This window comes from Amycolatopsis sp. NPDC043887 (assembly GCF_056435665.1).
In genome coordinates this window covers 387,316-402,015 of record NZ_JBWKEB010000006.1, presented here as the reverse complement: position 1 = coordinate 402,015, position 14,700 = coordinate 387,316, and the positions used below count along the sequence as shown (strand labels likewise).

Annotated in this window: 12 protein-coding genes; 9 read left to right on the top strand and 3 right to left on the bottom strand. The window is 65.0% G+C overall.

Features of this window, described 5'->3' with window-relative positions:
• Positions 1–14: 14 nt before the first annotated feature.
• The 8 genes from AC069H_RS18935 (at position 15) to AC069H_RS18900 (ending at position 9,004) form a co-directional block, all read left to right on the top strand.
• Positions 15–2,048, top strand: coding sequence for a hypothetical protein (locus AC069H_RS18935; protein WP_478233259.1), 2,034 nt, complete (start codon positions 15–17; stop codon positions 2,046–2,048).
• A gap of 67 nt (positions 2,049–2,115) precedes the next feature.
• Complete coding sequence (locus AC069H_RS18930; RefSeq protein WP_478233188.1) at positions 2,116–5,649, top strand: polymorphic toxin-type HINT domain-containing protein; 3,534 nt, start codon at positions 2,116–2,118, stop codon at positions 5,647–5,649.
• The gene (locus AC069H_RS18925) at positions 5,639–6,076 is read left to right on the top strand and encodes a hypothetical protein (RefSeq protein WP_478229917.1); all 438 of its coding nucleotides are present in this window, start codon (positions 5,639–5,641) and stop codon (positions 6,074–6,076) included. The genes AC069H_RS18930 and AC069H_RS18925 overlap by 11 nt, the downstream gene beginning before the upstream one ends.
• Before the next feature lie 17 nt (positions 6,077–6,093).
• Entirely contained in the window at positions 6,094–6,777 is a 684-nt protein-coding gene (locus AC069H_RS18920) for a polymorphic toxin-type HINT domain-containing protein (protein WP_478233187.1), read from the top strand.
• 104 nt (positions 6,778–6,881) lie between these two features.
• Positions 6,882–7,184: a hypothetical protein gene (locus AC069H_RS18915; protein ID WP_478229915.1), complete on the top strand. Its 303-nt coding sequence runs from the start codon at positions 6,882–6,884 to the stop codon at positions 7,182–7,184.
• Between the two features lie 70 nt (positions 7,185–7,254).
• On the top strand, positions 7,255–7,560 hold the full coding sequence (locus AC069H_RS18910) for a hypothetical protein (protein WP_478233186.1): 306 nt from the start codon (positions 7,255–7,257) through the stop codon (positions 7,558–7,560).
• A gap of 266 nt (positions 7,561–7,826) precedes the next feature.
• Complete coding sequence (locus AC069H_RS18905; RefSeq protein WP_478230853.1) at positions 7,827–8,117, top strand: transposase; 291 nt, start codon at positions 7,827–7,829, stop codon at positions 8,115–8,117.
• Positions 8,114–9,004 carry an IS3 family transposase gene (locus AC069H_RS18900; RefSeq protein ID WP_478233185.1) on the top strand — a complete coding sequence of 297 codons (891 nt, stop codon included), beginning with the start codon at positions 8,114–8,116 and terminating at the stop codon, positions 9,002–9,004. The genes AC069H_RS18905 and AC069H_RS18900 overlap by 4 nt, the downstream gene beginning before the upstream one ends.
• 42 nt (positions 9,005–9,046) lie before the next feature.
• On the opposite strand, the gene AC069H_RS18895 is transcribed toward AC069H_RS18900, so the two are convergent.
• The 3 genes from AC069H_RS18895 to AC069H_RS18885 all read right to left on the bottom strand — a co-directional run bounded on the left by AC069H_RS18895 (position 9,047) and on the right by AC069H_RS18885 (position 12,903).
• The gene (locus AC069H_RS18895) at positions 9,047–9,433 is read right to left on the bottom strand and encodes a hypothetical protein (protein ID WP_478233184.1); all 387 of its coding nucleotides are present in this window, start codon (positions 9,431–9,433) and stop codon (positions 9,047–9,049) included.
• A gap of 328 nt (positions 9,434–9,761) precedes the next feature.
• The gene (locus tag AC069H_RS18890) at positions 9,762–10,130 is read right to left on the bottom strand and encodes an ATP-binding protein (RefSeq protein ID WP_478233183.1); all 369 of its coding nucleotides are present in this window, start codon (positions 10,128–10,130) and stop codon (positions 9,762–9,764) included.
• Positions 10,117–12,903, bottom strand: coding sequence for an ATP-binding protein (locus AC069H_RS18885; protein ID WP_478233182.1), 2,787 nt, complete (start codon positions 12,901–12,903; stop codon positions 10,117–10,119). Before AC069H_RS18885 ends, AC069H_RS18890 begins: the two co-directional genes overlap by 14 nt.
• A gap of 269 nt (positions 12,904–13,172) precedes the next feature.
• Here AC069H_RS18885 and AC069H_RS18880 point away from each other — a divergent pair, with 269 nt between their 5' ends.
• Entirely contained in the window at positions 13,173–14,693 is a 1,521-nt protein-coding gene (locus AC069H_RS18880; RefSeq protein WP_478233181.1) for a S8 family serine peptidase, read from the top strand.
• Positions 14,694–14,700: the final 7 nt, after the last annotated feature.

Sequence of the window (14,700 nt, the reverse complement as noted above, 5' to 3'; positions counted from 1 at the left end):
GAGCGCTACGTCGAGTGGTTGGGTGGGCTGGTCACCGGCGACCTCGGGCGCAGTGCCGTCACTCGCATCCCGGTCGGGCCGATGATCGCCGAGCACGCCGCACGCAGCCTGCTGCTCGGCGTCGGTGCGCTCCCGGCTGGACAGAGGGCAAACCCGAGACCGGCTCGGCGTTCACGGTTCCGGTCTTCGGCAACAACGCGGGTGAACCCTGCGCGAAAGCCGCCTTCGGTGACTCCTGGTGCCAGCAGGCGTACCGGTGGAACCTCGACTACGTCGTCGATCCCAACGGCAACGCGACCACCTACTACTACGACCGTGAAACGAACTTCTACGGCCGGGACCAGTCCGCGGACAAGCAGACCTCCTATGTCGCGGCCGGTTTCGTCCGCCGTATCGAATACGGTCTGCGGGCGGGTGCGCTGTTCGCCCCGGCACCGTCGCGGGTGTGGTTCGACACCGCGGAACGGTGTCTGCCGACCAGCACGTTCGCGTGCAACCCCGATCAGCTGACCAAGGACACCGCGAAGTCCTGGCCTGATGTGCCTTTCGACCGGATCTGCAAGCCGGGCGAGAAATGCGACGGGCGCACCTCGCCCGCGTTCTTCAGCCGTAAGCGGCTGGTGAAGGTGCTGACCCAGATCCGCCGCGACGACGTCACTGGCCCGGCGCAGTGGCGTGACGTGGACGCGTGGACGTTGCGGCACCAGTTCCCCGACACCGGTGACGGGCTGTCTCCGGCGTTGTGGCTGGCGGGGATCACGCACACCGGTCTGGCCGGAGGCACGGCCGTGTTGCCGGAGATGGTGTTCCACGGCCGATCGATGCCGAACCGGGTGGAAGCCAACGACGGGCTGCCGCCGATCACCCGTTACCGCATCGAACGAGTCCAGAACGAAGCCGGTGGCATCACGGAGGTCAAGTACTCCGACCGCGAATGTGTGACCGGTTCGGCGATGCCCGCCAACCCGGAAAAGAACACCATGCGGTGCTTCCCCAGCTGGTGGCTCCCCGAATTCGGCTACGAAGCCGTACTCGGCTGGTTCCACAAATACGTCGTCACCGCGGTGACGGAAGACGATCGGACCGGCGGCTCGGAACTGAAGAAGACCGAGTACCAGTACCAGGGTGGCGCGGCCTGGCACTTCGACGACGCCGAATTCACCGAGATGAAGCACCGCACCTGGTCGCAATGGCGTGGCTTCGGTGAAGTCCGCACCATCGCCGGGGAGCCGGGAAAGACGCAAACCGTCACGGCCGAGCGATTCCTGCGCGGCATGGACGGCGATCGCCTGCCGGATGGCAAGAAGCGCACGGTCGAGGTCGCCGACTCGGAGGGAAGCAAGGTCACCGACTACGAAGCACTCGCCGGGTTCAGCCTGGAAAGCCTTTCCTACGACGGCGACAAGATCGTGTCGGCATCAGTCAAGGAACCATGGCTCCGCGGCCCGACCGCGACCGCGGGCGAAGACAAGGCGTTCATGACCAACATCGCCACCGTCCGCGGGCGGACGTTGCTCGGTGATGGCTCGTGGCGGCGCACCAAGGTGACCAACTCGTTCGACGACCACGGCAACGTCATCCAGGTCGAGGATACCGGAGACACCAGCGTCACCGGCGATGAAACCTGCTCTCGAACCACCTATGTCCCCAACAACGATGCCTGGATCCTGACCAGGCCCTCGACCGTTCGCACCGTCGCCCTGCCCTGCTCGGCAGGAGAGGGCGCGCCCAAGGACGTCGTCGCCCACGTCCGCTCGAGTTACGACGGCCAGGCGTTCGAGGCGATTCCGGCAAAGGGCAACCTGACCGCCACCGAAAGGTGGACCGGCACGGGCTGGCAGCTGACCCAGGGCACCACCTATGACGCGCTGGGCCGCCCGGCCGAGGTGGTGAACGCTCAGGGCCACAAGGTCACCACGACCTACAGCCCCGGTCCCGAATTCGGGGTCAGGACAGTGACCAAAAAGGATCCGCTCGGCTTCACCTCGGTCACCACCATAGGACCCAGCGTGGGCTCTCACCACGACCGACGTCGGCATCAGCGGTGAGCGAGCCGACATCGACTACGACCCGCTCGGTCGCGTCATCCGGACCTGGGCCCCGGGACGGTCCAAAGTGGACGGCCGCACGCCGAGCAGCGAGTTCGCCTACGAATACCGGACCGACGGGCCGACCGTCGTCACCACCCGAGTTCTCCGGGAGGACGGCAAGTACACGACGTCGTACACGCTCTACGACGGACTGCTGCGCGAGCGGCAAGCCCAGTTGCCGGCGGTCGCCGGCGGCCGCGTCCTGACCGACTGGTTCTACGATTCCCGCGGTCTCAAGCACAAGGTCAATGGCGCCTACTACAACGAGAAGGAGCCCGAGAAAGCTCTCCTCGGCGTACTCGACAACGCGGTGCCGAACCAGACGCGCACCGTGTTCGACGCGCTCCAGCGCGAAACCGAGGTGGCCTACCACAAACTCGGTGTCAAGCAGTGGCAGACCTCGTCGTCGTACGAAGCCGATCGAGTCACGGTCATTCCGCCCGAGGGCGGTACCACGACGACGGTGATCCGCGACGTGCACGGCCGCGCGGTCGAAAAGCGCCAGCATCACGGGCGGCAGGCGACCAGCGATTACGACTCCACCAAGTACGTCCATGACGTTCGTGGCCTGACGACGTCGGTCACCGGCCCGGACGGCGCTCAGTGGAGCTACGAGCATGACCAGCTCGGCCGTCGGGTCGCCGACCACGATCCGGACCGCGGGACGACCCGCTACACCTACACCGCACTCGACCAGCTGGAAACCGTCACCGATTCACGCGGTGCGGTGACCCGCTCCGAGTACGACCTGCTCGGCCGCAAGGTCGCGAGCTATGAGACACGGGCACCGGGCCAAGCAGAGGTCAAGACGGCGACATGGAGCTACGACGGCCTGAAGAGGGGGCTCGTCGACTCGTCGACCAGGTGGATCGACGGCAAGGGCTACACCAAGCAGGTCGGCGCGTACGACTCGGCGAACCGGCCGACGATGACCAAGGTCGTCATCCCGGAAGGCGAAGGAAAACTCACCGGTACCTACACCTTCAGGACTTCCTACGAGCCGAACACCGGGCGGGTCGCGACTCAGACCCAGCCCGCGGCAGGCGGACTCGACGCGGAGATCATCAACCACCGGTACAACGAACTGGGGCTTCCGACCGAGACCTTCGGCATCGACACCTATGTGCCGGAGCACCTCTACTCCAAGTACGGCGAGACGCTGCGGCTCACCATGGGCTCCGGCGCCAAGACGGTCTACACCTCGATGTTCTACGAGGAAGGCACCCGGCGGCTCGCCGGTGTCGACGTCCAGCGCAACCTCGAAGGCGGCACCTACCTCGCCAAGCGGAGCTACGGCTACGACCCTTCGGGCAACGTCACCAAGATCGCCGACACCCCGCCCGGGGCCGTAGGCGATACCCAGTGTTACGCCTACGACTATCTCAAGCGCATGACCAGTGCCTTCACTCCGAAGAGCGGGGACTGCGCCGTCCAGCCATCGCTCGCCGCCATGGGTGGTGCCGCGCCGTACTGGCACGAGTATGCCTACGACAAAGCGGGTAACCGGACTTCCGACGTCGACCACCGGCTCGATGGCGACGTCACCCGTACGTATGCCTACGGCGGCCAGAACGGAACTCAGCCCCACACCCTGCGATCGGTGACGCAAACCGGCCCTCAGGGGACGTCGAAGGACGAGTTCGGCTACGACACGACCGGCAACATGACGACCCGGAACATCTCCGGGTCGACCCAGAAACTCGACTGGGACCCGCTCGGCCGCACAGAGAAGGTCACCGAGGCGGACGGCCGTACGTCGACCTACCTTTACGACGCCGACGGCGGGCGGTTGATCAAACGCGAGCCAGGAAGCACCACGCTCTATCTCGACGGGATGGAGCTGGTGCTCAAACCCGCCACCCAGGAATTGACCGGTCGCCGGTACTACGACCACGGCGGCTCCGCCGTCGCGGTCAGGACCTCCGGTGCGGGCGGCGGGTTGTCCTGGCTGCTCGGGGACCATCAGGGCACCGCGGCCATGAGCGTCAATGCGAGCACTCTCGCGGTCAGTCAGCGGCGGCAGGACGCCTTCGGCAATCCGCGTGGTGAGGAACCGAAGACCTGGCCGGACGACAAGGGCTTCGTCGGCGGGGCGAAGGACGAATCCGGGCTCACCAACCTCGGCGCACGCCAGTACGACCCCGAGACCGGCCGGTTCATCTCCCCGGACCCGGTGCTCGACACCGACGATCCACAGCAGATGAACGGCTACGCCTACGCCAACAACGCGCCGGCGACCAACTCCGACCCGAGCGGCCTCTACTGGAAGACCGTCAAGGTCGCCAAACAGACCGCGCATATCGGGTTCGCCTGGAAGATGTTCTTCCTCGGCCTTTTCTTCCCCATGTTGATGCTGGTCTCGTTCGTCTACTGGGTGGTGCAGACCTTCGTCTACCGGGTCTGGATCGACTCGCCTTGGTCGATGATGCTGAACAGCGGTGGCGGCGGCGGAAGCCAGAAGGAACAAGCGGTCAAAGACGCCGGGTTGAGTCAGGCGGAGTACGAGGAGGCGAAGAAGGCCGCCGCGGACAAGCGGGGCTGGATGGATATCGCGATCCAGGCGGGTGGCGACATCCTGCAGGAAATCGTGGGTGTCAAGGGGATCGTCGACCACTGCATCAAGGATTTCAGTCTGTTGCAGTGCGGTCTGGAAGTTCTGACCGCGCTGCCGTGGGGGAAGATCCTCAAGGGCGGGAAGATCGTCGACAAGATCGTCAACGCGTTCCAGGACACCTTGGCGTGGATCCGGAAGCGAGACAAGGCCCAGGCGGACTTGCGGCGGGTGCAAGAGGCCGAGGAGCGGTTGTCGAAGACGACGTGCAACAGCTTCGTGCCGGGCACTCTGGTGGTGATGGCGGACGGCAGTCGTCGTCCGATCGAGCAGTTGAAGCTCGATGATCAGGTGCAGGCGACGGATCCGGAGACGGGTAAGACCACAGCCCGGAAGGTTGTGGCGACGATCATCGGGCAGGGTCAGAAACGCCTGGTCGAGATCAGCGTCGCCGGTGGCGCACCGATCGTGGCCACCGACGGTCACCCCTTCTGGCTCCCCGAGCAGCGCAAATGGGTACCGGCGAAGGAACTTGTGTCGGGTTCAAGGCTGCAGACCAGCACCGGCACCTCGGTGCAGGTCACCGCCACCCGGCTCTGGGACGCGCCCGCTCGTGTCCACAACCTCACCATCGACACCGACCACACGTACTACGTCGCAGCAGGGGGCGCTGCGCTGTTCGTCCACAACGCCAATGAAGCCGACGTGTGCCGTCTGACTATGGGGCCCGGTCCCTACGCCAAGGAGGGCGTGGCTCTGGAGAACGGCAATATCAACGGACCCGGTGTGCAAAACCTGGTCAATGAGGCCGGCAACCGAAACGGATGTCACACTTGTGGCGCGAGTACGCCGGGCACAAAGAAGGGTAACTGGGTACGTGATCACCAACCGCCCACGCAGGCCGTGCCGAAGGGGACGCAGCACACGGCCTATCCTCAGTGCGTGACCTGCATGAGACAGCAGGGCGGGATCGTACGTCAGTTGGGAGACGATCGTTATGACTTCTGAGGAAACTGAACTCGACAACCTGGACGCCGAGATCTATGGAGGTGGGTTCATCACGTTCTTCCAGCATGGGTTGCTGGTATTCGAGGACGTGTCCAGTCGAGCTGGTCATGATTCCTGGGATGCCGCCAATGAGCCGTTTCACCTAGATGATGATTCGCTCTATGTGGCAGTGCAGGCTGATGTCGACGGTCCGGTTCGCGTGGATATTTATCATGACTATATCCCCGAATTCGCCGCTTCTGAGCTGGTGCGGAAGTTTGAAGGGGTCCTGAATGTGCCATCAATGGAAGTCAAGGCGCATGACTCTGACGACATCGCATGTTTGCGCGTGCAGCTAACCGGAAGATCCCGGCGGGTCGAGGTGTTCGTCAACGACAGCGATTGGGTTGATCGAGTGATTCTCGTCCTGCGTGAACCCGCCAGCTGATCCAAATATGCAATTTGATGCCTCTGCTGGCGTGGATTCGGAAGCGGGATAAGGCGCAGGCGGATCTGCGGCGGGTGCACGAGGCTGAGGAGCGGTTGTCGAAGACGACCGGGTGTAACAGTTTCGTGCCGGGTACGCTGGTGGTGATGGCGGATGGCAGCCGTCGTCCGATCGAGCAGTTGAAGCTCGATGATCAGGTGCAGGCGACGGATCCGGAGACGGGTAAGACCACAGCCCGGAAGGTTGTGGCGACGATCATCGGGCAGGGTCAGAAACGCCTGGTCGAGATCAGTGTCACCGGTGGCGCACCGATCGTGGCCACCGACGGTCACCCCTTCTGGCTCCCCGAGCAGCGCAAATGGGTACCGGCGAAGGAACTTGTGTCGGGTTCAAGGCTGCAGACCAGCACCGGCACCTCGGTGCAGGTCACCGCCACCCGGCTCTGGGACGCGCCCGCTCGTGTCCACAACCTCACCATCAACACCGACCACACGTACCATGTACTCGCCGGAGACACTCCGGTCCTCGTTCACAACGAGGGTGGTGGAGGGCTAACGCCTGAACAAGAGAAGTCGATTCGTTCGCTTCAAGCTAGGAGTGCAGAGCATCAAGCGAAGCTAGACACCTGCCGCGCTAATCCTGACGCTTTCGACAACAAGGGAATCCTGAAGAATGCGCCTACGTCAGAGATTCGCCAGTGAATCATTGACGGCCGCATTTCCTATCTTGAAAAAGAAATTAAAGCATTCGATGGTCAGATTGCTAGAATCAAGGGTTCCGTTCCCGGTATCGGAGGTCACTGCTGATGTTTGAAGACCCGCTCCGGGTGTCCATCGACGAGCTCCGAAAGGTTTTTGACCTGCTGCTCCGCCATGTGGGCGATCAGGCGGGCAGTGCTCTCAATGTGGGGCATGACTACTTTTGGTCGGTTCCTCCCGATGAGTTGAACAACGTGTACGAGCAACCGAGTGAGCTCACTGTCGGTCAAGTCTCAGAGTCTTGGGCGAACCTCGTCGAAATGCTCGAAGATGACTCCAAAGTAGTTGGCTACGGTCTGGTCTGGCTGTCCGATGTTCTCCGAACAATTGGTGTGGAGCGGATCGAATAGCGGGTTGTCGCAACGATTTACTTGGCAGGCGCGAAAGCGGCCGATGGTGATGTCGCCCGTACCTAATTGGATGTTGAAGGTGGAAGATCGCCATGTTGTCGAGCAGCCGTTCTGCTGGAGTATCGACTTACCTGATCTGACTGCTGGTGAGGCATCGCAGGTGGTTTCGGTCATCAAGGGTGTAGGGTTGGCTTCTGATCCATTACTTGTCGACCCGGCTATCTTCCTGACCCTGCATCTAGATCGTGAATCAGTGGAAACTCTTTTGGCTGGATTGGCTGCGGGTCCTGCCAATGCGGTTAGCGACAGTCTGAAGGAATCGTTTGAAGAGTGGTTGGCTTGGCGCGGCGTGAACCCGGTCAGTGAGGGCGAATAGTTCGGCTGGGTGGTAGAGGCCGTGGTCGCGAGGTGGGCCGGATATGCACCTTTGAGCTCGCCAAGGTATGCGTCGGCGTGGATTCGCAAGCGGGATGGTCTCTGGCGTGCGCGGGAAACCAAAGAGCGGTTGTCGAGGGCGACCGGCTATAACAGCTTCAGGTGGGTGCCAGAAGGGTGGGGTGCGTACTTCCTTCGTGGCAAGGCCAAGCTAGTGAGGTTCCCCCCCCCAAACCGTGGAGGCATGGACTTAGAGGATCATGAGTTGTGCCTGAGAAGCGAAGGAAGTTCGATGCGGAGTTCCGTGAGGGAGCGGTCCGGATCGTGCGGGAGACGGGGAAGTCGGTTCCCGAGGTAGCTCGTGACCTGGGGATTGTCGAGCAGACCCTGCGGAACTGGGTCAATAAGGACAAGGTCGAGCGGGGCGAGGCCGAAGGGGTGACCGGCGACGAGCGCGCGGAGCTGGCGCGGTTGCGGGCGGAGAACGCCGAGCTCCGGATGGAGCGTGATGTGCTCAAGCGATCCGTGGTCCTGTGGGTGAAGGAGGCGACGCGGTGAGCCTGGCCGCGTTCATCGCCGACCAGAGGACCAGCCACTACGTGCCGCACGCGGTCGCCTGCCGGGCTCTGGAGGTGTCGGAGTCGTGGTTCTACAAGTGGAACCACCGCGAGCCCACGGTGGCCCAGCGGCGCCGCGCCGAGGTGGACGAGGCGGTCAAGGCCGCCTTCGACGCCTCGGGTGGTCTCTATGGTTCGCCCCGGGTGCACGCCGAATTACGCGACGACGGATGGGAGGTGAGCGAGAAAACGGTTGCCAAGTCGATGGCGGAACAAGGCTTGATCGCGCGCGGCAAGAAACGGCGGAAGAACCTCACCCGCCAGGATAAATCGAAGATTCCGTTCCCGGATCTGGTGCGACGTGACTTCACCGCGGACGCGCCGGACCAGAAATGGGTCGGGGATATGACCGAGATCCCCACCGATGAGGGAAAACTGTATCTGGCGACGGTGATTGACCTGTACTCCCGACGATTGCCCGGTTACCCCACCAGTGCGCATCCGGACGCCGAACTCGCTGGTCAGGCTATCAAGATGGCCGTCGCCACCCGCGGTGGCGACGTCGCGGGAGTCATCTTCCACACCGACCGCGGCTCCACATACACCGCGACGAGTTTCACCAAGCTGTGCACGAAGATCGATATCCAGCAATCCATGGGACGAGTCGGATCGTGCTTCGACAACGCCGCCGCGGAATCATTCTTTTCCACGCTCGAGCACGAGGTGCTCTCGCGACACCACTTTAGCACGCGCACGGAAGCGAAAACTGTGGTTGTGAAATGGATCGTCGACTTCTATAATAGGAAACGGCGACACAGTCGATGTGGACTGATATCCCCGATCGACTACGAAAACACCGCCACCAACCCCGAACAGCAAGCAGCATAGTGGAGTCCTCCACGCTACGGGGGGAAGCTCACTAGTGCCGTATCAAGCAACGTTGGTTAGGTAATCCGGGTGGCGGATTGTGGAGTTTACGGCGAAGTGGCGTTTGGGGTGGCAGTGGCGGTTGCGCCGGCGGAGGTAGTCGGCGATGGCGGCTTCCTGGACTGCGTGGCTGGGGTAGTCGCTGCCGTCGAGGGTGAAGTAGCGGATCGCGGTGAACTCGCACTCGATCCAGTTCAGCCAGGAGGCGTTGGTGGGTGTGCAGACCAGCTCGATGTCGTTGGCCGCGCACCAGGTCCTGACCTCGGCTTTAGCGCCGCGCCTTTCGCATACGCGTCTTTCACCAACGCGTCCAGTGTTTCTCCGGCGGCAGCGCGCGCGAGCGCTTCGCCGGCCGCGGCACACATCTCGATCAGGCGTGTCCTCGGTCACAGATAGAGCCTTTGCGGGGTCGCGTCCGACGACCCGATCTTGGTCCATCCGCGGCTTGCGCAGTTGCCGTGACACGCCCGTCGCTGGCCGCTCACGGTGGCCCCACCTCGGGCTCACACACCAACAAAGCCCACCAACGGCACCCCTGAAATGACGGGAAAATCGTTGGTGGGCTTTGGTTTCTTACTGTGCGCCATCAGGGACTCGAACCCCGAACCCGCTGGTTAAGAGCGGCACTTGGGCGTGTCGGACGGTCCCGAGTAATGCCGGACAAGACCTTTTCGTCTGGTCGGAACGGCTTTAGCAGACCTCTTGGTGTCGACAAATGTCAACGAGTGTTGTCCTGTCCGTGCGCTCTCGGGCTCGCCTCGGGCTCGCGGGTGTCGGGTTCTGTCGTTGAATCCGTCGAGGTCAGGGTGCTTCGCCAGTCTAAGTCCCGCCTCTTCGTACGGTTGCGGGGGCGGAGCTCGGGCTCACCGCCGGTGTCCGTCGCGACTGGTCGGCTTACCTGGAAGACCGCGCCCTGCTCGTTGCGGGAGGCGACGAGCTGGAAGAACAGGTTCGCCGAGTCCTGGTCGAACGGGATGTAGCCGACTTCGTCGATGATGATCAGCTTGTAGTGTCGGATCGTCTTCAACTCAGCTTCGAGCCGGTTGGCCGGGTCGCTTTGGCCCCTAGCGGGTTCAGAGCCGGACATCGCGCCGGGAGGACGCGTCGAGTTTGCGGAGTACGTTGGCGACGTGGTCCTCGACGGTGCGCCGTGAGATGAACAGGGCTTGAGCGATCTCCCGGTTGGTGTGGCCGTTCGCCAGCAGACGTGCGACATCGTGTTCGCGCGGCGACAGCTGCGTACCGTAGCTGCGGCGGCCACGGACGGAAGGTATGACTGTGCCGGTGCTGCGGATGTGGTGACGGCAGCGGGCAGCGTCGACGGTGGCGCCCAGGGCGTCGAACGTGACGGCCAGCTCACGGAACACCGCGGGATCGGCGCCGGTGCTGCGAGCGGCTCGGTCGGCGCACTGAGCGGCGCGGTAGCGCTGCCCGAGTTCCTGGTATCGCAGCTGCGCTTCACGGTAGTACTGCTCCGCGTCGTCGTGATCTCCCGCCGCGGCGGCAACCTGTGCCTGGCACACCGTGAGCGCAATCCGCGCCGAGGGCACGTCGATTCCGACCAGCTCCTCCTCGGCCTCCGCGACGAGCTGCCGCGCGGCACCGGTCTCGTCGTCGGCGAGATAGCACGCAACAGCCTGGGGGACTATCTCGGCGGTCCATGCCCAGGAGCCCTTCGCGCGGAGGAGGGCAAGCCCGCGCTCCGCGTGACCGCGAGCTGCGGCGTCGTCCCGGCTGAGCAGCATGGCGGCCATCCCTCCCGCCGCGGCCACCGCCACCGGGATCACCGCCGTCGGGTGAATGTCCAGGGTGGCGTGGAATGCGTGCTCGGCGGTCAGCCAGTCGCCGCGTGCGGCGGCCAGCCAGCCGATGACCAGGTTTAGTTCGTTCGCGATGTGTGGCAGATGGGCATAGGCATTGATCAGGGCTTGTACCCGCTCAGCCAGACCTGACCACTCGCCCGCGAGCCAATCCAGCCGGGCCGCGGTGGCTTCGGCCGTCGCCACCACATAATCGGCGCCCGCCCGTGAGGCCATCGCCAACCCGGTGTTCAGGAACGTTCGTCCCTGCCGGTCCCGGCCGGTCCACGAGCACGCGTCGGCCAGGTTGGCGTGGGCTCGGGCGAGGTGCCTGAGCTCGGTGGGGTCGTCGATGTCGTTGAGGGCGGGCAGCAGGGTGATCCGGTCCCAGACGACCGGGTCGCCGACAATGAGCTGCCCCCCGAGCACCGTGGCCAGTACCGCTGTGCGCGCAGGGCGCTGTGGCAACTGGGCGAGCAGGTCCTCTACCCGCTGAAGCCAGGTCCGATGGTCGGCTACGGTGGTGATGTCAAGGTATGGCACGGAGAGCAGGGCCATCCCGGACGCGATGCGCTCGGGCTGGTCGCCGAGAAGCTCCAGCGCATGGGTGATTTCGGCACAGCCGCGGTCCAGCATGGACTCGCGCACCAGCAGGGTGCCGAAGCACAGGCGCACCTCGCCGCGCACGTCGGCGGTCAATCTGGGATCTGACTGCAGCGCCTCGAAGCGCATGATCACGTCAGCGTCAGGCAGCCCGGCCAGCGCGTAACCACAGAGTTTCGCGGCCATCCGGTTCAAGTCCTCGGCAGGCACGTCGCGGTCGGAGACCACTCGGGAGAGCACGCCCACCGCGATGGACATGTCCTTCGCCTCGGCCGCGGCGTCCGCGGCGCTTTCGCTGTATCGCAACCACTCTTCCGGCATGCCGGCCTCGGCGCAGTGCCTGGCGAGCCGAGCGACCGGCCACCCGGCCACGTCGGCCAGCACACGTGCCGCGGCGCCGTGCAGCTCCCGCCGCCGCGGTCCCGGCAAGGCCGCGTACACCGCCCTCCGCGCCATGTCGTGCCGGAGACCGTACCGGTTCGGCGGGCCTTCCGACAGCACACCGGAGCGCACCAAGTTCACCACCGGCTGCACTCCGGTAGACCCCGCGACCGCGGCGAGGATCTCCCCCGGCGCCGCCTCGCCCACCACGGCCGCCGCCTCGGCGACCGCGCGCTCCGGTTCGATCAGCCGGTGCAGTCGTTCGAGCACCGACTCCGTCACCAGGACAGGCACATCGACGGCGGCCAGGACCCGACTCGCCGCCACCCCCTCGATCCGGGTGTCCACGAGCCGGTCACGCAGCGCACGGACCGTTTCCGCGACCATGAAAGGAATTCCGCCGGTCGCGTGCAGAACCGCGGTCGTGAACGACTCCGAAACGACGCCACCCGTCACGGCTTCGGTCAGTGCCCGTACGTCCGGCTCCTCGAAGGGGCGTAGTCCCAGATGCGCGGTGGCGACCTCGGACGGCGGGTGCACGACCGGCTCCAGCGGGGCATCACCGGGGAGATCCTCACGCCGATAGGTCATGACCAGGGACAGACCGGGCGGCGGATCGGCGAGCAGAAATCTCAGCACCTGACGGGTGTCTTCGTCCGCCCAGTGCACGTCTTCGACGACGAGCACGGCCTGCCCGAGCGCGCGCACCAGCGCGCAGACCGCACGGAACATCCGATGGCGCTCGGCCTCCGGGAGGTCCAGGGGTGGCGGTGCCGGAGGCAGGAGATCGGCGAGTTCCGGCAGGTGTCCGCGAAGTGCGCCGGTCACCGGATCGGGATGGCCCATCCTGTCCCCAGCTCGCCCGAGACAGTCGAGTAACGGGCCATAGGGGAAGGGTTCGTCCAGCGGCTGACAGGTACCGACGGCCATCCACAGATTCCTGCCGCGCACCGCCGTCGCGAGGGCGCCGATCAAGGCGGTCTTTCCGGTCCCCGCCTCGCCCTCCAGGAACGCCACCGCGGGCGGGCAGGTGACGACGTCCAACAGGGCGGCCAGTTCCGCGGTCCGGCCGACCATCGGCGTGGATCGTCCGCGCGTCGACACAGAACCCGTGCCGAACCTCGGCGGACATGCCCTCTCTCCGTCCATTGCCACCTCGCGCTGGTCACACCGGTTCCAGGAGGCCGCAACGATACTTCGGACCGGCGCCACCACGTAACCCTGATCACGGTAATGCCGTACCCCTCCGGGGTCTCACCACGATTGTTTCCCCTCCGCCCGCGCCGAATGGTGAAGCGGTGCGCCAGGCGCACACGGGAAATGGAGGAGAGATGCAAAAGGCCCGGATGACGTTAGGTCTGTTCGGCATCGCGGCCGCACTGGTGGCGGTGAGCCCCGCCGCGTCGGCCGCGACACCCGAAAGCGACGTCGTGCAAGCCCGGCAGCCCATTGCCGGTCGCTACATAGTGGTCCTCCGGGACGGCGCGCAGGCGGCCGCTCAGGGTGGGGCCGCCTCGTTGACCCAGCGCTACGGCGGTGCGGTGGTCGACACCTACGCGCTGACTCTGAACGGGTTCTCGGTCCGAGACCTGAGCGAGCGGCAGGCCCGGCGCCTGGCCGCCGACCCGGCGGTGCGGACGGTGCATCAGGACGGCGTCGCCCGTGCCGCCGGAGAGCAGCCGAACCCGCCGTCGTGGGGGCTGGACCAGATCGACCAGCGCACGAAGGTCTTGGACAAGAAGTACGTCTACCCCAACGCCGGCGAGGGGGTCACCGCGTATGTCGTCGACTCCGGCGTCGGTATTCGGCATACCGAATTCGAAGGCCGGGCCGCGCACGGCCGCGACTTCATCGACAACGACAACGACGCGAGCGACTGCTTCTGGCACGGCTCCCACGTAGCGGGCACCATCGCGGGCAAAACCGTCGGCGTCGCCAAGAAGGCCAAGGTGGTCGCGGTTCGCTCGCTGGGCTGTGGCGGTTCCGGACCGGACTCGGCGACCGTCAGCGGACTGGAATGGGTGGCCGCCAACGGGGTCAAACCGGCCGTGGTCAACCTGAGCCTGGTCATGGACACCGTGGGCGTCGGAGACGCCCAAGTGAAAGCGTTGGTGGACAAGGGTTTCGTGGTTGCGGTAGCCGCGGGCAACAACGGCCAGGACGCTTGTACGGCCAGCCCTGGCCGTACCCCCGAAGCGTTGACCGTCGGCTGGATCAACCAGGGCGGCGGCCGTAGCGGGAACTACGGGAAGTGCGTCGACCTGTTCGCCCCGGGCGGCAACATCTATTCCACCGACCACACTGGCGGCTTCCGTACCGGCAGCGGCACCTCGATGGCCTCGCCACACGGTGCGGGTGCGGCGGCGCTGTACCTAGCCGCGAATCCCGGCGCGACACCGCAGCAAGTACGCGACGCGCTCGTCCGCAACGCCACACCGGGGCTGGTGACCGATCCCGGCGCCGGCTCGCCGGACGCGTTGCTCTACACCGGATTCATCGGCGGCGGCACGCCGCCCAAGTGCGGTGTCAAGTCCAATGACGAGGATGTGTCCATCCCCGACGACGGGACGACCGTGGGCAGCGCCGTGACCCAGAGCGGTTGCGACGGCAACGTTTCAGCGGAACTGGCCGTACGGGCGGACATCGACCATACCTACTCGGCGGATCTTGTGATCGACCTGATCGGACCGAGCGGGGCCACGTGGCCCCTCAAACGAGCGGGTGGAATCGGCGACGCCGGCGGTGTGCACCAGACCTTCACCGTGAACGCCTCCGGCGAGAACGCCAACGGCACCTGGAAGCTTCAAGTGCGCGACATCCACCGCTTCGACACCGGCACCCTGACCGGCTGGTCGGTCACGTTCTGATCCGGAA